Genomic DNA, 18,511 nt, shown 5'->3' on the forward strand with positions numbered 1-18,511 from the left:
AGCAGATTCTCGATTATCGCGCGGGCGTCCCGAACGGGCTAGTCCCGCATGACCTCGGGTTCGTGTCGGCGCAGCAGGCGGGCCACCGCGAAGCCGCAGATCAGTCCGATCGCCAGGAGCACACCGAGGTCGATGCCCCACTGGGTGACGGTGTGGGCCCACAGCGGGTCGAGGTCGTCCGGTTTGTCGAGGTTCCAGGGCGGCATGGTGTGCGCGAGGTCGAGTGTGGTCCCGGCGCCGGCTACGGCCCAGCGGGCGGGCATCAGCCAGCCGATCTGTTCGATGCCCGGTGAGTCGAACAGCTTGAAGAGGACCCCGGTGAAGACGACCTGGACGACGGCGAACATCACGAGCAGCGGCATGGTCTTTTCCGGGGTCCTCACCAGCGCGGAGATGACCAGGCCGAACATCATGGTGGTGAAGCCCAGCGCGCTGATGACCACGCAGACCTCGACGGCCGTGGGCATGAGCAGCCCCTGGGCGGGCAGTTGGCGGACGGAGAAGCCGATCGCGCAGATGACCACACCCTGCATCGTGGTGATCAGACCGAGGACGATCACTTTCGACATCAGGTACGCGGATCGGGACAGCCCCGTGGCTCTCTCCCGTTCGTAGATCACCCGTTCTTTGATCAATTCACGTACGGAGTTGGCCGCGCCGGAGAAGCACATGCCGACGACCAGCACCAGCAGAATGGTCCCGGACTCCTGGTTGTAGCGGAAACGGCTGTTGGGCGGTGGCGGGGCGAGTCCGTAGGTCGCCGGGATCAGACAGCTCACTCCGCCCAGCACGGCCGGGAGCAGCAGCATCAGGGCCATGAAGCCCTTGTCGGAGGCGATGACCGACACATAGCGGCGCATCAGGGTCCACAACTGACCGGTCCAGCCCTGTGGTTTGGGCCGCAGAGTTCGTGCGGGCGGCTGCGTCGCAGGGGTGCCCGGCTGCTGCGGCGGTACGGCCGCGTCGATCTCCGCGACGCACCGGTGGTACTGCCGGGAAGCCCGCCAGCGCCCGCCCCAGTCGTCGTCGCGATGGTTCTCGAAGGCGGAGAAGACATCGGCCCAGCTGTCGTGACCGAAGTAGTCCAGGGCCTCGCCCGGGGGGCCGAAGTACGCCACGGAGCCGTCGGGCGCCATGACCAACACCCGGTCACACAGGGACAGTTCGGCGACCGAGTGCGTCACCACCAGCACGGTGCGGCCGTCGTCGGCGAGCTCCCGCAGCAACTTCATGACATCACGGTCCAGGCCCGGGTCCAGGCCGGAGGTGGGCTCGTCGAGGAAGAGCAGGGAGGGCTTGGTCAGCAGTTCCAGGGCGACGGAGACCCGCTTGCGCTGACCGCCGGAGAGCGAGGCGACCTTCTTGAGCCGGTGGACGTCGAGCCTGAGCCCCTGGAGCACCTCGTCGATACGGGCCTCGCGCTCGGCCGCCTTGGTGTCGCCGGGGAAGCGGAGCCTGGCGGCGTATTTCAGGGCGGTGTCGACGGTCAGCTCCTTGTGCAGGATGTCATCCTGCGGGACGAGGCCGATACGGCGGCGCAACTCGGCGAACTGGGCGTAGAGATCGCGGTGGTCGTAGAGCACCTGACCACGGTCGGCGGGCCGGTAGCCGGTGAGCGCGCGCAGAAGGGTGGACTTCCCGGACCCCGACGGCCCGATCACCGCGACCAGCGACTTCTCGGGGACACCGAAGGAGACGTCGTCCAGGATGGTCTTGCCGTGCCCGACGGTCACTGTCAGGTTGCGGGCGGCGAAGAAGACCTCACCGGTGTCGACGAACTCCTCCAGCCGGTCTCCGGCGAGACGGAAGGTGGAGTGGCCGACACCGACGATGTCGTACGGGCCGATGATCCGGCGGTCCACGGGCTGCCCGTTGACATAGGTGCCGTTGTGACTTCCGAGGTCGACGATTTCGAAACGGCCACCGGGCAGGGGCCGGAACTCCGCGTGGTGGCGGGAGACATACGGGCCCTCCACCACGAGTTCGTTGTCCTGCGCGCGACCGATGCGCAGCCGTTGCCCCTGGATGATTGGGTGGACGCCCGAGGGCTCCCGGTCGACGGAAAGAGCCGCGGCGGCCCCGCGGGGACCGGCCGTGGGTCCGTCGGGCCGGTGGGTGTCCCGGGCCTCGGCGCGGGCCTCGCCCTGGGGCAGCCCCGCGACTGTCCGGGCGTCGGCACGCAGCTGATCGTCACTCACCGCCGCCGAGGCTCCGGTGAGGACTCCGGTGAATACTCCGGTGAAGTCCAGCCGCATGCCGGTGGAGACGTTTCCCAGCCGGACGATCGAACCGTGGCCGATCTCCATCCGCTGGATACGACGCCCTTCGGCGAACGTGCCGTTAGCGCTGCCGAGATCTTCGATGACCCACGTCCCGCCGTCGCAACGGATCACCAGGTGCCGCCGGGAGACGCGGCGGTCGATGCACGAGATGTCGGCCTGCTGGTCGCGCCCGATGGTGTAGCTCCGGGTCGCGTCCAGGGTCCAGGTGCGTCCATTGGCATGCAGTACAAGTTCCGGCACGTCTGCCCCAAGTCGGTCGTGTGCACCGAGGCCGTCCGCACGAGGCAGACGACGGCTCGGACGGTTTCGCGGTTCCGGCGTGCGCCCGGACGTCCCGGGTGCGGATGAGCGTCATACGGTCCGCGGCGCGCGCCGCACAGGTGCGGTTTCGCCGGCACACGGTGAGCCGATTCCCCGGAAACCGAGCGGTGCGTTTCCCGGCGTACGCGACGGGCCGCGCGCGGACGATCGATGAGGTCGTCGGCGATGCGGTCGAAGTGTTCGTCGGGCATCACTGCGGTGTGTCCTCGTGGCGTCGGAGTCGGGGTCAGGGTCGGAGTCGGAGTCGGGAACCGGAGTCGCTCAGCCGGTGTGCGGCCCGGACCGGGGCACGTCGGCGCGTACGGTCATGGCCGGTAGAGAAGAGGGCGCGGGACATGCGGAGGTTGCGCGTCATGGCGCGGAGCCGGGATCCCGACCGCATACCGCGCCGCCGGCAGTACGGTGCGCCCTGGCCGAGGACAGCACATCCACCGGCGCATCCGACGCCGTCTTCACGTGTCCACCGCACAGCCGCCGATGCGGGTCCTCGAACCGGTGCGAAAACCTGACGCACAGGGCTTGACCCGCTCCGCACCCGGCCTGCAGGGTGCTGGTTATGCGCATAGGTAATGCGCATAACCAGCTCACTCGACGAGAAGGACGCAAGCGTGGAGCATGCGAGGAAGCGGGCGAAGCCGGGCCGCAACACGGGCTCCGCGGGCCGCACCTCCCGGCCGCGGCAGGCCGAGGTGGCGCAGCTCGCCGGGGTCTCCCAGGCCACCGTCTCGCTGGTGCTGTCGGCGCGTACGGACGGCAAGGCGGCGACGATCTCCGAGGAGACGCGGCAGCGCGTCCTCGACGCCGCCCGCAGCCTCGGCTACACGCACGACCCGGCGGCGCGGCGGCTGGCCGCCGCCCGCAACAACCTCCTCGGCGTCTTCAGCTTCACCGCCACGTTCCCGACGGACGTGCAGCACTCGTACTACCCGTTCCTCGTCGGTGTGGAGCAGGAGGCGGCGGCCCGCGGCTTCGACCTGGTGCTCTTCACCGGGTCGAGCAGCGGCGGGGCGGGCGCGGCGGGGCCGGACGCGCTGAGCCGGGTGCGGCTGGCCGACGGCTGCCTCTTCCTCGGCCGCCATGTGCCGCGCGCGGAGCTGAAGCGGCTCGTGGCCGGCGGCTTCCCGGTGGTCCACCTGGGCCGTCGTGAGGAACTGGAGGGGCTGGCCTGGGTCGGCGCCGACTACCTCAGTGCCAGCCGCGCCGTCGTGGAGCACCTGGCGGCGCTGGGGCACCGGCGCATCGTCCTGGTGCGCGAGGACGACGACGCCCCGGCGTCCACGGACCGCGAGCGCGGCTTCCTGGAGGGGCTCGAGGAGGCCGGTGCCGAGACCGGCCCGGCGGCGGTGCTGCGCTGCGCCGACCCGGTGCGCGAGGTGACGGCGGAGCGGATGCGCGCGCTGGTCGCGGACGGGGTGACGGCGTTCGTGGCGGAGGAGACGGACACCGGCGCGGCCTGGCGTGCGCTGGACGCCGCCGTCCGGGAGGCGGGGCTCAGCTGCCCCGGGGACGTCTCGCTCGGCCTGCTCGGCAGTCCGCCGCCGGACCTGGCCGCGGCGCCCGTGCCCATGGGGTTCGACGTGCCCCGGCATCAGCTCGGCGCGGCCGCCGTACGGCTCCTCGCCGCCCTGGTCGCCGGTGAGCAGGTGCACGAGCCGCTGGTGGCCTGCGAGTTCCGGACCGGCGCGACGGCGGGGCCACCCGGCCGTCGGCCGTGACCGCCGGTCCCGGCGGCCTTCCGAGACCCTCCCCGCCTTCCCGCGAGTCCTCGCGGCCCTGCCCCAGCCTCTCGCCCGCCCCGGCTCTCGCCCGCCCCGGCTCTCGCCCGCCCCGGCTCTCGCCCGCCCCGGCCTCTCGGCCTCCGGGCCCCCGAGCGGTTCGACCACCACCCCCTGACGCCCCAAGCACCACCCCCACCACGAGGAGCACTGTGACAGCGGAACCGGACATCCTGATCGTCGGTGGCGGCCTCGGCGGTGTCGCCGCCGCGCTCGCCGCCTGCCGGGCCGGCCGGCGCGTCGTGATGACCGAGGAGACGGACTGGATCGGCGGTCAGCTCACCGCGCAGGCGGTGCCGCCGGACGAGCATCCCTGGGTGGAGCAGTTCGGCGTGACGGCGACCTACCGCGCCCTGCGCGAGAGCATCCGCGAGTACTACCGCCGGTGGTACCCGCTGCGCGCCGAGGCGCTGGGGCTCGCGCGGTTGAACCCGGGGGCCGGCCGGGTCAGCAAGCTGTGCCACGAGCCGCGGGTGGCGCTCGCCGTCCTGGAGGGCATGCTCGCCCCGTACCGGGCCGCCGGTCTGCTGACCGTCCTGACCGAGCACCGCGCCGAGGCCGCCGAGACCGACGGCGACACGGTCCGCGCGGTGACCGTGCGCGACCTGCGCGGCGGCGGACGGACCACGTTCACCGCCCGGTACGTCGTCGACGCCACCGAGACCGGCGAACTGCTGGCGCTCGCCGGGGTGGAGCACGCAGGCGGGGCCGAGGCCAGGGACGAGTTCGGCGAGCCGCACGCCCCCGCCGAGGCGCAGCCCGGCAACCAGCAGGGCATCACCGTGTGCTTCGCGCTCTCGCACCACGAGGGCGAGGACCACACCGTGGACCGGCCCGAGGACTACGACTTCTGGCGCTCGTACCGGCCCGACTTCTGGCCGGGCCCGCTGCTCGGCTTCGAGGCGCCCGACCCGCGCACCCTGGAGCCCGTGGCCCGCACCTTCGTGCCCAACCCCGACCTCGACCCGCTGGCGGTCAGCGCCGACCAGAGCGCCGACGCCGGGGACAAGGAACTGTGGCAGTTCCGCCGGATCCTCGCTCGCGGACTGCACCGGCCGGGCGCCTTCGGCTCCGACATCACCCTCGTCAACTGGCCACTCAACGACTACTGGCTCAAGCCGTACATCGGGCAGGAGGCCGAAGCCCTGCGCGAGGCCCGCCAGTTGTCGCTGTCGGTGCTGTACTGGCTGCAGACCGAGGCGCCGCGCGCGGACGGCGGCACCGGTTTCCCGGGGCTGCGCATCCGTCCGGACGTCACCGGCACCGCGGACGGTCTGGCCAAGGCCGCCTACGTGCGCGAGTCGCGGCGCATCAAGGCGGTGACGACCGTGGTCGAGCAGGACGTCGCCATCGACGTCGTCGGGCCGTACGGCACGACCCAGTACCGCGACTCGGTCGGGGTCGGCGGCTACCGCATCGACCTGCACCCCTCCACGGGCGGGGACACGTACATCGACGTCGGTTCCGTGCCGTTCGAGATCCCGCTCGGCGCGCTGGTGCCGCGCCGGGTGCGGAACCTGCTGCCCGCCGGCAAGAACATCGGCACCACCCACATCACCAACGGCTGCTACCGGCTGCACCCGGTCGAGTGGAACGTCGGCGAGGTCGCCGGCGCCCTCGCCGCCCACTGCCTGGACGAGGGGGTCGAACCGCACCAGGTGCAGGCCGAGGACAAGCGGTTCGAGGAGTTCGGCCGCCTCCTGGACCGCTCGGGCGTGCAACGCCGCTGGCCCGACGTCCGCGGTTACTGATCCGGCCCGCCGCGTCACCGGCCCCGGCTCACCGGCCCCGCCTCACCGCCCGCCCCCACTCCCTTCGAGCCCCCACGTCTTCGACCCCACCCATGTCAACGCACAAGGAGGTGCCCGCCATGACTCCAGACCGTCGCATCCGCGTCGGCATCGACGTGGGCGGCACGTTCACCGACGCCGTGGCGGTCGACGCCGCCACGCTCGCCCTCGTGGGCCAGGTGAAGGTGCCCACCAGCCACCACCACGAGGACGGCGTCGCCCACGGCATCGTCCAGGCGCTTCAGCGGCTCCTGGACGAGTCCGGCCGCACCGCGTCCGACGTGGTCTTCCTGGCCCACGGCACGACGCAGGCCACCAACGCCCTGCTGGAGGGCGACGTCGCCAAGGTCGGCCTCATAGGGATCGGCGCCGGCCCCGGCGCGGTGGTCACCCGGCGGCTCGCCTCCTTCGGCAAGCTCGAACTCACCCCCGGCAAGCGGCTCCCGCTGGCCTACGCGCACGTGGCCGACCCCTCCGACGGGGCCGCGGTGCTGGCGGCCGTGGAGCGGGTGCGCGCGGACGGCGCCGACGTCCTCGTCGCCACCGAGCCGTTCGGCGTGGACCGGCCCGAGGGCGAGCAGGCCGTCCTCGACGCCGCACGGCCGACGGGCCTGCCGCTGGCCGCCGCCCACGAGATCACCTCGATGTACGGACTGCACAAGCGGACCCGGACGGCGGTGGTCAACGCCGCGATCCTGCCCCGGATGCTCGCGACGGCCGACCTGGTGGACGCCTCCATCACGAAGGCCGGTGTGATGGCCCCGCTGATGGTGATGCGCTGCGACGGCGGCGTCATGTCCCTGGACGAGATGCGCCGCCGCCCGCTCCTGACGATCCTGTCGGGTCCGGCGGCGGGCGTCGCGGGCGCGCTGATGCGGGAGCGGATCAGCGAGGGGGTGTTCCTGGAGACGGGCGGCACCTCCACCGACATCAGCGTCGTGCGGCGGGGCCGGGTCGCGGTGCGCCACGCCACGATCCTCGGCAAGACCTCGTACCTGAACGCGCTCGACGTCCGCACGGTCGGCGTCGGCGGCGGCTCCATGGTGCGGGTCTCCGGCGGCCGGGTGGTCGGCGTCGGTCCGCGCAGCGCCCACATCGCGGGCCTGCCCTACGCCTGCTTCGCCTCGCCCGGCGAACTGCGCGACGCCCGGGTGGCCACGGTCCGGCCGATGGACGGCGACCCCGACGACTACCTGGTCCTGGACGCCGCCGGCGGCCGCTTCGCGGTCACGATGACCTGTGCGGCCAACGCCCTCGGACGGGTCGGCGAGGGGGACTTCGCGCGCAGCGACCAGGACGTCGCGCGGGCCGCCCTCGCCCCGCTGGCCGCCGCGCTCGGCACGGACGTGGCCGGCGCGGCACGGGCGGTGCTCGACGCGGGTACCAAGCAGGTCGAGACGGTGGTGGACGCGATGATCCACGACTACCGCCTGGACCGCGACACCGCCCTCCTCGTGGGCGGCGGCGGGGGAGCGGCGGCGGTGACCCCGCATCTGGCCGCCTCCACCGGGCTCGAAGGACGCATCGCCCGGCACAGCGAGGTCATCAGCCCCATCGGGGTGGCGCTGGCGCTGGTGCGCGAACAGGTCGAGCGCATCGTGCCCGGCGCCACCCAGGAGCAGATCCTCGCGGTGCGCGCCGAGGCCGAACAGGCCGTCGTCGCCCAGGGCGCCGCCGCCGACGGCGTCGAGGTGGAGGTGACCGTCGACCCGCAGACCAACACCGTCCGGGCGGTCGCGACGGGCGCCACCGAACTGCGCACCCAGGACCGCTCCCACCGCGCCGACGCGGACGAGCGGCTGCGCGCCGCCGCCACCAGCCTCAAGGCGCGGGAGGCACGGGTGCGAGTGCTGGCGGGGACGGACGCGTACACGGTGTACGGCACCGAGGTGCGGCGTCGGCTGCGGGCCGACCGCCACCCGGTGCGCGTGGTCGACGCGGACGGCGTGGTGCGGCTCGGTGCCCCGGACGCCCGGGTGGAGACCATGACCGTCGAGGAGTCCGGCGAGGCGCTGGCCGCACTGGTGCGTGACACGACCTCCTACGGCGACGGGGGAATGCGTGCCCCCGCCGTACGGCTCCTGGTCGGCGGCCGGATCGCGGACCTCTCCGGCGTCCTCGACCCCGAGGCGCTGCTGGCGCTGGCCCGCACCGAACTGCGTCCGCGCGGACCCCGGGAGCCGGTCGTCGCCGTCGTGGAGTCCCGGACATGAACGACGACCACGACCTGGACCTCGCGGTGTGCCTCCTCGCGGGCACCCCCACGCACGAGGACCGCGATCCCGCGCTGCTGCGCCACTGGGCCCTGGCGGCAACGGAGTTCGGCCGCCGGATGACCCCGCGGCCCGAGACCGTCCGGGTCGTCGAACGGGACGGCGGGTTGGAGGCCGGGCTGCTGGCCCGGTACCGGTCCCGGCCGCCGGTCGTCGAGGTGTACGCCGACACCGTGGAGCGCGCCGAGCGGCTGGTCGCCGAGCGCGGCTGGCGCCACTTGTTCCCGGAAGGGTCGGTGCGCGCCGCCGCCCTCGCCCACGAGCGGGCACACGCCTGGTTCCACCACGCCGCGGTGCGCGCCGAGTTCAAACGGGCGCTGGGCCACACGACGCTGCGACTCGGGCGGCGCCGCCTGTACGCGTACGTCGCGGGCGCGGACGAGATCGCCGCGCACGCCTACGCCCAGGCCGCCTGCGGCCTGGGCCGCAGCCCCCTGCTGCTCACGGAGGCGCTCGCCGCCGCCGTGTCCTCGGAAAGCGAGAACTGAACGATGGGTGTCGTCATTCTGCTCGTCATGGCGGCGGGAGTCGCCGCCATGCTCAGCCGCAAGCTGCCCACGGCGTTCGCCCTGGTGCTGCTCGCCGTGGTGATCGCGTTCCTGGCGGACGCGCCACTGTCCGGCAAGGGCGGCGTGCTCGACACGGTGCTCCAGGAGGGCGCGCCCGCGCTCGCCGCCACGATGATCGCGATCCTGCTCGGCTCGTGGCTCGGCAAGCTCCTGGAGGAGACCGGCATCGCGGGCACCCTGGTCCGCAAGATCGTCGAATTCGGCGGCGACCGGCCGGTGTTCGTCGCTCTCGGCGTGCTCGCCGTGTCCGCCCTGGTCGGCACCGTGACCGGATCGGCGCCCGCCGCGATGCTCGCCGGTCTGATCGGCATCCCCGCGATGATCGCGGTCGGCATCCCCAAGGTGACCGCGGCGGGCACGATCCTCATGGGGATCGCCGTCGGCGTGCCCTTCGAACTGCCGGTGTGGCAGTTCTTCTCCACCGCACTGGACCTGCCCATCGACACGGTGCGCGGCTTCATGGTGAAGCTGTTCCCGTTCGCCCTGGTGGCCGCCGTCGCCTACGTCCTCGTGGAGTCCCGGCGCCGTGGCGTCGAGCACACCTGGTCCCTGAAGTCGGTGCGGGCCCGGCCCTCGCGCGGCGACCGCCGCCGGCGGCTCGGCGACGCCCCCTGGTACGCCCTGCTCACCCCGGCGGTCCCGCTCACCCTCGCCCTCGGCCTGGACGTGGCCATCATCCCCTCGCTGCTCGGCGGCGTGCTGTACGCGCTGGTGACGACGACCCGGCCGCGGGAGATGAACCGCCGCCTGCTGCGCACCCTCTACGGCGGATTCGAGGTGGCCGCCCCGCCCATCACCCTCTTCGTGGCCATCGGCATCCTGCTCGCCGCGGTGAAGCTGCCCGGCGCCGTCGACGCCCTGCAGCCCCTCGTCAAGGCCGTCAGCCCGCAGAACACCGTCCTGTTCATCCTCGTCTTCACCCTGCTGGTGCCGCTGTGCCTGTTCCGCGGTCCCCTGAACGTCTTCGGCCTCGGCGCCGGCATCGCGGGTGTCCTCGTCGCCACCGGCATCTACCCGGCCGTCGCCGTCCTCGGCATGACCGCCTCGTACAACCAGGTCTTCGGCGTGTCCGACCCGACCAGCACCCAGACCGTGTGGAGCGCCCAGTACGCGGGCGTTTCCCCGCACCAGGTGATGCTGCGCACCCTGCCGTACGTGTGGGCCGTGGCCTTCGGCGGCCTGTGCGTCACCGCCTTCACGGAGCTGTGACCAAAGGCGACCCGACCCACGCCTCGACCGACCCGCGCAACCACCCGGCCCCGTGGCCACCCCACCCCGTGGCCACCCGACCCCGTAGCCACCGAACCCGCAGTGTCCGACCCAAGGAGCCGATCATGTCCGAACCGCAATCCGGCCTCGACCGCCGTATGTTCCTGCGCGCCAGCGCCCTGTCCGGCGCGGCGCTCACCGTCGGCGGGCCGGCCATACCGTCCGCCTCGGCCACGCCGTCCGCCTCGGCCGCGCCCGGCGGATTCCCGGACTACAGCTACGTCCGCACGCTGCTCACCCCGTCGAAGCTGAAGTACAACCCGACGGGCGAGATCATCTTCCCCACGATCCGCGGGGTGTACGACAAGCTGGCCAACCCCCTGGGCCGGTACTACCTCTACTACGCGCCGCACGACGCGCCGGGCGGCATCTGCCTGGCCTACGGCAACTCCCTGGAAGGCCCGTTCACCGAGTACCCGAAGAACCCCATCGTGTCGAACAGATGGGACCCCCACTACTCCGTCAGCCACGTCTCCTCGCCGCACGTGCTGTGGAAGGAGGACGTCAAGGAGTTCTGGCTGTACTTCCACGGCGAGAACACCACCACCCGCCTCGCCCGCTCGAAGGACGGGATCCACTTCACCTACGACAAGGTGGTCCTGACCACGTCCATGATGCCCGCCGGCACCACCGAGACGTCCTACGCCCGGGTGTTCCGGCACAACCTGCCCTCCCGCGGCGCCCACTACGTCATGCTGTTCATGACCAACAACACCACCAACCACCGGGACATCGGCTGGGGCTGGTCCGCGGACGGCCGCGACTGGACCTTCGCCCAGACGCCCCTGGTGCGCCACTCGGACGTCGGCGCGATCAACGTCGGCGGCCCGCACCTGCTGACCCGCGGCGGCTCCGCGTTCGTCGTCTACAACAAGGACAAGTCCAGCGGCGGCGACATCATGATCACCGAGGTGGGCAAGGACTTCTCGCTCCGCAACCACCTCGGCGTCTTCTACAACTCCCGCTCGTCGGCACCCGAGAACGGCCGGGCCGCGGCCCCCTCCTTCGGCACGGACCACGGCGTCCCGTACATGATCTACGAAGCGGGTGAACGCCTCGCCGGATCCATCGCGATGGCCCGGGGGTAGACACGGTCCCCGCCGGCACCGGGTACCCACCGCACGACCATCCGTCCTCCTGGGGAAAGCGGTCCCGCATGGCACTCTTCGACCTTCCACGCGAACAGTTGCACCGCTACCGCGGCGCCTCCGCCGAACCGGACGACTTCGACGCGTTCTGGTCCGCCACGCTGACGGAGGCCCGGAGTTACGACCTCGACGCCCGCTTCGAGCCCGTCGACACGGGCCTCAGCACCGTGCGGGTGTACGACGCCACGTTCGCCGGTTTCGGCGGTCACCCGGTGAAGGGCTGGCTGACGCTGCCCGCGGCGGTCGCCGAGCCGGTGCCCCTCGTCGTGGAGTTCGTGGGGTACGGAGGCGGGCGGGGACTGCCCCACGAGCACCTGCTCTGGGCGTCCACCGGCCGGGCGCACTTCGTAATGGACACCCGCGGCCAGGGCAGCGGCTGGGGCGGCGGTGGCGGCACTCCGGACCCGGTGGGCGCCGCCCCCGCCTACCCGGGATTCATGACCCGCGGGATCGACGCGCCCGGGAACCACTACTACCGGCGGGTGTTCACGGATGCCGTGCGGGCGGTGGAGGCCGCCCGCACACATCCCCTCACCGACGCCTCCCGTACGGCGGTCATCGGGGAGAGCCAGGGGGGAGGCATCTCCATAGCGGTGGGAGGGCTGGTCCCCGACCTGCTGGCGGTCGCCCCGGACGTGCCGTTCCTGTGCGACTTCCCGCGCGCCACCACTCTGACGGACTCGGGCCCGTACCGGGAGATCGGCCTCTTCCTCCGCACGCATCGCGGTCGCACCGAAGAAGCGCTGCGCACCCTCTCCTACTTCGACGGCGTCCACTTCGCCGCTCGTGGCCGGGCGCCCGCGCTCTTCTCCACCGCCCTCGAGGACCAGACGTGCCCGCCCTCCACCGTGTTCGCGGCCTTCAACGCCTGGGCCCACGAGGAGAAGTCCATCGAGGTATACGACTTCAACGGCCACGAGGGCGGCGGGCCGTACCAGGCGGCGGCGAAGCTGAGGTGGCTGAGGACCCGGATGTAACGCCGTAGTACCCCGCGAAAACCGGTGAACGGCTGACGTCGCACCCGTTGACGCGCGGACCGGGACCGCCGAAGAATGTGCGGCATCCCGCTTCTGACAACGTTGTCTACTCCTCCGAGGTATCGCTCCGTGTCGCACCCATTCCCGCCCCTCGACCGCCGCCGCTTCCTGCACCTCGCCGGTCTCACGGGCGCGCTGGCCGCCCTGCCCCCGCTCACCGGAGCCGCGTGCGCCCACGCGGCGCGGGGCCGCACGGACCCGCCGCCCGACCCCGTCGCGGCCACCTACCTGCGGGTGCTCTCGGACCACACCCGGTGGTCCGAGACGCAGTGGGACGAGGCCCAGGGCCACTACCGGGCCAAGGACTTCGGGTTCGCCGTGGTCCTCGGCAACGCGGTCCTGCTCACCCACGGCACCTACGACGCGGCGCGCGCGGGCATCGACCGGGAGACCCTCGAGCGGCGCACGCTCGCCACCATCCGTCACTTCGCCGCGTCGAACCGGCTCACCGGCGGCAGCGAGTGGGGCCGCAAGCTCTTCTTCGACACCACCTTCCAGTCGTACTTCGTCCTCGCCGCCCGGCTGCTGTGGAAGGACCTCGACACCGCGACGCAGCAGAACATCGAGACCATCGTCCGCGAACAGGCCGCGTACACGGTGTCGTTGGGCAGCGGCGACGACCCCGCTTCGGGCGACTGGACGCCGAACGGCCTGAGCGGCGGACACGTCGGCGACACCAAGCTGGAAGAGATGGGCCTGTACGCGCAGACCCTCGCACCGGCGCTCGCGTGGGCCCACGACGACCGCCGCGCCGCCGACTGGGCCACGTGGTACGGCATCTGGTCACGCAACGAGGCGGGGCTGCCGCCCGCCGACCTCGCCAACCCCGCCCGCGTGGACGGCGTCCCCGTCTCCGAGAACACCGCCCGCAACCTGTACGACACCTTCATCGTCGAGAACCACGGCTCCTTCGGCCCGCACTACCAAGAGGAGCTGTGGCGCACCTCCGGCCGCAACGCCGCGCACTTCCTGGCCGCCGGACGCCCCCTCCCGCAGGTTCTCGCGCGGCAGCCGAACGCCCAGCCGCTGTGGCACACGCTGCTGGGCGTCATGAGCGACGCGGGCGAACCGCTGATGCCGATGGTCAACGACCGCGAGCACCTCTACGGCAGGGACGTCATCCCGCTCGCCTTCCTCTCCCAGGTGATGCGCGACCAGGCCGCGGCGCGTGCGGAGCAGGAACTGGCGTCGCGGCTGGAGGCATACCAGCAGTACCCGCCCGAGCACCGGATGGCGAAGTTCTCGGGGGAGCCGAAGTACGAGCCGGAGGCACGCGCCGAGATCGCGATCAGCTACCTGCTGCACGTGTGGGCGGCGGCGTCCGGGCGGCCCGTCGAGGCGCTGTCGCGCGAGGAACTCTTCGCGAGGGCCTCCGGTGTCACGGACTTCGGGACCGGCCCAGGACTGGTGTCGCACCAGTCGCGGGCCGCGTGGGCCGGTGCCGTGACGAAGCCCGGGTTCGTGAAGTTCGCCTGGCAACCGGCCCACGACGACTGGCTGTTCCGGCTCAGCGGCGCGACCCCGATGTTCCTGCCCGCCACCGCCGCGAAGGTCAAGGGCCGTACCGTGCGCGTCTACGAGTCCCCGCGCGACGGCTTCGACGGCAGCGCGACGCTCCTGCGCCTCGACGGCGGCTGGGCCGGGTTCGCGACGCTCCCGACGGGCTCGATCGTCTACGCGAGCGGTGGCACCGCCGACGCGGAGGGCCACCTCGACGTGCACAATCTGACCATGCCCGGCATGCCGGGGCTCGATGGCACGCGCACCTACCGCTTCGAGGAGGGCGAGGCGACCGTCCGCGCCCGCGACACCTCCACCGACAAACCCGCCGGACGGGTCGACGACCTCGGCTTCACCCCCACGACGGTGCGCCACGTCCGCATGCTCGGCGTGCGGCCCGACCCGGCCTACGGGTACTCCCTGTACGCCTTCGAGGTGCGCGACGGCGCCCAGGGCGCGGACCTCGCGCGCGGCGGGTCCGCCACCGCCTCGTCGGCCGACGCCGGGTACGGCGCGCCGCTCGCGGTCGACGGCGACGCCGCCACCCGCTGGGCGGTGTCGAAGGCCGACCGTCCGCGCGCCGACAGCTGGCTGGCCGTGGACCTCGGCGCCGAGCGCCGGATCGACCGGGTCACCCTGCGCTGGGAATCGGCGGCCGGTCGCGCCTACCGCATCCAGGGTTCCACGGACGGCCGGAACTGGAGAGATCTGGCGACCGGGCCGAGGCCGGCGGTGAGCAGCCGCGGCGGCTGGCTCGACGTCGAGGGACGCGCCGGGCTCGTGGTGCGTGACGGCCGGAACCCGATCGGCGTCTACGACGACACGATCGTCCTCGGCGACGGCCCGGCGGCCCCTCTCCTCGTCGAGGGCTTCCCCGGCACGTCGGCCGGGAAGCTGCGCGCGATCGCCCGGGGGACCGCACCCACGGCGGAGGCCACCGCGGTGCGCACGACGCTGACGGATGGGCACCTGACCCTGTTCAACCTCTCCGGCGAGCCCGTCAGGACGCGGATCGCGATCCCGAGCACCGGCACGGACACGGTGGTCTTCGAGGGCACGCAGAGCCTGACCGCCGACGGCACAGTCTTCGAGGCCGCGCTGCCCGCTGCCACGGCGGTCGTGCTGCCCCCGCGCTTCACGCTCACCCCCGTCACGAGCCGACGCCTGCCGTCGGGCCTGCGGGTCCAGGTGGTCGACGGCGCGACCGTGCGCCTGTCCGGGGCCTCCTGCACCCTGCGCGTCCGGGCCCAGGGACGCAGCAAGGTCGCCGTCGTCACAGCGGGCCGGACGATCACCGTCGTCCTGGACGGCGCGGCCGCCCACCCGCTCGACGACCTGGCCCTCGGCAGGACCGTCTTCCCCACGAGCCCGCTGCCGGAGGGCATGTCCGACCCCGCGGCGGCGGTGGACGGCGACGCCCGCACGGCGTGGCAGCCGGGCCCGCGCGGCCGCATGGTCGTGGACCTCGGCGCGGCCCGCCCGGTCCGCCGGGTGGAGACCGAGTGGACGGCGGACGCGGCGCCGGACGCGAAGGTCGGCTTCAGCACGGACGGCATCACCTACCGGGACGCCGGGACCCTCACCGGCCGGGGCCGCGTGCGCCGGCTGACCGCCTCCGAGACGGCCCGCTACGTCAGCCTCGAGGTCGACGGGTCGGCGCATGCGGCGACTCCACGCCTGCGGCGCCTGACGGTGCGCTGACCGCTCCGCGCCCACCGGGCCATACGGGGGCGGCGGCCCGGTGCTCGGCCCACGGGCCGGTGACGCCAAGCGCGGCCCTGCCCCCGGCCGGCCCGTAGTGCGCGGGCACCAGGACGCGCGAGTGGCTGGTCCGGGTGCACCAGGGGAAGACGGCGGCGGAGGACGATGCCCGGCAGGGGCGCCGGAGGGAAGTGTGGGAGGCGCGTGAACCTCGCGCATTCCCCCCGGATGAAAAGGACGTCCATGTCCGAAGCTGTGGTTTCCCCGGTCCGCATCGGGAGGCTGCCGATCGGTGCCCTCGGCATCTTGGCACTCGCCCTCGGCGCCCTTCAGTCAGTGGTGGAGCCTGCGCTCCCGCTGCTCCAACGCGAGCTGGGGGTCAGTCCTGCCGAAGGGGCACTGGTCGGCAATACGTTACTCATCACCGGCGCGGTCGTCACACCCGTCGCGGGCAAACTCGGCGACCGCTACGGCGGAAAGCGGGTGCTGGTCCGGCTGATGGCCGTGGTCTCGGCCGGTGGTCTGCTGGCCAGCCTGGCGCCGAACCTGCCGGTGTTGCTGCTCGGTCAGGTATTGCAGGGCGTCATGGTGGGTGCGCTGCCCCTCTCCTTCATCCTGGTGCGCAAACACCTTCCGGCAGGAGAGTCACAGGTGGCGATCGGGCTGGTCGTCGCGCTCTTCACGGGCGGCGGCATGGTGGGAACGCTGTTTGCCGGGCCGATCGCGGAAGGAGTGTCCTGGCACGGGATGTTCGCGCTGCCGACGGTCGCGATCATCGCGGCGACGGTGGTCGTGGCTCGGCTGATGCCGCATGATCCGCCGATCCCATCGGACAACAGGATCGACTGGCCCGGCGTGGTTCTGCTGAGCGGCACGTTGCTCGCGTTCATGATCGGGATCGTGAAGGTGACGAGCGGCGACCTGCCGCCGCTCGCGGTCGGTGCCCTCACGGTGGCCGTGGCCGCCCTCGCGACCGGATGGGTCGTCGTCGAGCGCCGGGCCGCCTCGCCGATGGTCGATCTCCGCATGCTGGCACAGCCCGCGATGTGGAACGCGTGCGTGTTCACCTTCGTCATCACCATCAGTTCCGGGATGGTGATCTTTCTGCTCCCGCAGCTGTTCGCGGTATCGGCCGACGGGTACGGCTTCGGAGCCGGCACCACCGACATCGGACTGTTCCTGCTGCCCGGCGCCGTCGCCGGGGCGGTGAGCGATTCGGTCGGCGGGGTCGCGGCGCGGCGTTTCGGCCCGCGTGCCGTGGTCATCGTGGGCACCGTCGTCACGGCGGCCACGATGATCGCCCTGGCGTCGCTGCACACCGCGGCATGGCAGCTCGTCCTCGCGAAGGTGCTGACCGCGTTCGCCGCGGGCGTCGGTACCACGGCGTTGCTCGCCGGCGCCGCGACCGCCGTCGAGACCGGGGACACCGGCATCGCCACCAGCCTGCTCGTGGTGACACGCGTGATCGGCGTCGCCCTGGGCGCCCAGGCCGGCGGCGCGATCCTCGACGCCGGGGCCGACCCGATGACGGGCCGGCCGGCCGAATCGGCCTTCGTCACGGGTTTCGCCTTCGCCGGCCTCATCGCCGCGTTGTCACTGCTCGTTGTCCGTATCACGAAGAACACGAACAAAGGAGTCCAGGCATGACACCGAAGCGCACGGTTCTGATCTCCGGGGCCAGTATCTCCGGACCCGCCCTCGCGTACTGGCTGCACCGGTCCGGATGCGCGGTCACGGTGGTGGAGAAGGCAGGCGCGCTGCGCGACGGTGGTTACCCGATCGACGTCCGCGGTACCGCGACAGAGGTGGTCCGGCGGATGGGGATACTGCCGCGACTGCGGGACGCGCACATCGACTCGCGTCGCTGCACTTTCCTCGGCGCCGACGGCAGAGAAGTGGCCTCGCTCAGCCCGAGCGCCGTCGCCGGCGGTGTCGAGGGACAGGACCTCGAGGTGCGTCGTGGGGATCTGGCCACGGCCCTCTACGGAAAGGTCCGCGACGACGTGGAATTCCTGTTCGACGACTGCATCGACACCCTCGACCAGTCCGGACAAGGGGTCGACGTCGCTTTCCGCAGTGGGCAACGGCGCACGTTCGACCTGGTAGTGGGCGCCGACGGGATGCACTCACACACCCGGGAGTCCGTGTTCGGCCCCGAAGAACAGTTCCACCGCTACCTCGGCTACTGCTTCGCCATCTTCACCATGCCGAACACCTTCGGGCTCTCCCGCGAGCTCGTGTTGTGGAACACCCCGGGGAGAGCCGCGGCCCTCTACGCCGTCGGGGACCACGACGAGCTGCACGCCTTCCTGAACTTCCACCGACCAGAACCGCCGTTCGATGCCCTCCGGAACCCCGACGCCCAGCGGGACCTGGTCGCCACGGTCTTCGCGGGCGCGGGATGGGAGGTCCCTGGCATGGTCAACGCCATGCGCGACGCGGACGACCTGTTCTTCGACACGGCCGGTCAGATCCGTATGCCCCGCTGGTCCAGCGGCCGCGTCGCGCTCGTCGGCGACGCCGCGTACGCCCCGTCGTTCCTCACCGGACAAGGCTCGAGCCTTGCGCTGGTCGGTGCCTACATGCTCGCCAACGCCCTGGCCACGCACCGGGACCACACCGCGGCCTTCGCCGCCTACGAACGCGACATTCGCGAGTTCGTCGCCATGAATCAGGCCCTGGTCGACAACGGCGCGGCCACGCTCTTCCCCACCACGGCGCGGGCCCTGGAGCAACGCGACACCATGCTGCGCGACCTCGTCACCATGCCCTCCGCGACAGCACGACCGGCCCACTCGGCCCTTACGCTGCCCGAATGCGCCCCGATGCCGTGACCGGCCCCGGTG

At 72.3% G+C, this 18,511-nt stretch carries 11 protein-coding genes; 10 read left to right on the forward strand and 1 reads right to left on the reverse strand.

Annotation, left to right across the window (positions count from 1 at the left end; all coding sequences use genetic code 11):
• Positions 1-38: 38 nt before the first annotated feature.
• Entirely contained in the window at positions 39-2,522 is a 2,484-nt protein-coding gene (locus tag ACZ6TD_RS38535) for an ABC transporter ATP-binding protein/permease (RefSeq protein WP_471345550.1), read from the reverse strand.
• A 770-nt stretch (positions 2,523-3,292) separates the two neighbouring features.
• Here ACZ6TD_RS38535 and ACZ6TD_RS38540 point away from each other — a divergent pair.
• The 10 genes from ACZ6TD_RS38540 to ACZ6TD_RS38585 all read left to right on the forward strand — a co-directional run bounded on the left by ACZ6TD_RS38540 (position 3,293) and on the right by ACZ6TD_RS38585 (position 18,499).
• The gene (locus ACZ6TD_RS38540; RefSeq protein ID WP_471358425.1) at positions 3,293-4,318 is read left to right on the forward strand and encodes a LacI family DNA-binding transcriptional regulator; all 1,026 of its coding nucleotides are present in this window, start codon (positions 3,293-3,295) and stop codon (positions 4,316-4,318) included.
• Positions 4,319-4,530: 212 nt separating this feature from the next.
• Positions 4,531-6,129 (forward strand): FAD-dependent oxidoreductase, encoded by a 1,599-nt coding sequence (locus tag ACZ6TD_RS38545; RefSeq protein ID WP_471345553.1) that lies wholly within the window; start codon positions 4,531-4,533, stop codon positions 6,127-6,129.
• Positions 6,130-6,248: 119 nt separating this feature from the next.
• The gene (locus tag ACZ6TD_RS38550; protein WP_471345555.1) at positions 6,249-8,381 is read left to right on the forward strand and encodes a hydantoinase/oxoprolinase family protein; all 2,133 of its coding nucleotides are present in this window, start codon (positions 6,249-6,251) and stop codon (positions 8,379-8,381) included.
• Positions 8,378-8,929, forward strand: a complete 552-nt coding sequence (locus ACZ6TD_RS38555) for a hypothetical protein (protein ID WP_471345558.1) — start codon at positions 8,378-8,380, stop codon at positions 8,927-8,929. The genes ACZ6TD_RS38550 and ACZ6TD_RS38555 overlap by 4 nt, the downstream gene beginning before the upstream one ends.
• Positions 8,930-8,932: 3 nt before the next feature.
• A complete protein-coding gene (locus ACZ6TD_RS38560; RefSeq protein WP_471345560.1) occupies positions 8,933-10,219 on the forward strand; it encodes a TRAP transporter large permease subunit in 1,287 nt (428 codons plus the stop codon).
• 125 nt (positions 10,220-10,344) lie between these two features.
• Positions 10,345-11,367 (forward strand): glycoside hydrolase family protein, encoded by a 1,023-nt coding sequence (locus ACZ6TD_RS38565; protein WP_471345562.1) that lies wholly within the window; start codon positions 10,345-10,347, stop codon positions 11,365-11,367.
• Positions 11,368-11,435: 68 nt separating this feature from the next.
• Positions 11,436-12,404 carry an acetylxylan esterase gene (locus ACZ6TD_RS38570; protein ID WP_471345564.1) on the forward strand — a complete coding sequence of 323 codons (969 nt, stop codon included), beginning with the start codon at positions 11,436-11,438 and terminating at the stop codon, positions 12,402-12,404.
• A gap of 129 nt (positions 12,405-12,533) precedes the next feature.
• Entirely contained in the window at positions 12,534-15,665 is a 3,132-nt protein-coding gene (locus ACZ6TD_RS38575) for a discoidin domain-containing protein (protein ID WP_471345566.1), read from the forward strand.
• A gap of 243 nt (positions 15,666-15,908) precedes the next feature.
• Positions 15,909-17,312, forward strand: coding sequence for an MFS transporter (locus tag ACZ6TD_RS38580; protein ID WP_471345568.1), 1,404 nt, complete (start codon positions 15,909-15,911; stop codon positions 17,310-17,312).
• Entirely contained in the window at positions 17,309-18,499 is a 1,191-nt protein-coding gene (locus ACZ6TD_RS38585; protein WP_471345571.1) for an FAD-dependent monooxygenase, read from the forward strand. Before ACZ6TD_RS38580 ends, ACZ6TD_RS38585 begins: the two co-directional genes overlap by 4 nt.
• The last annotated feature ends 12 nt before the right edge of the window (positions 18,500-18,511 follow it).

The sequence above is a fragment of the Streptomyces yongxingensis genome (assembly GCF_055597465.1).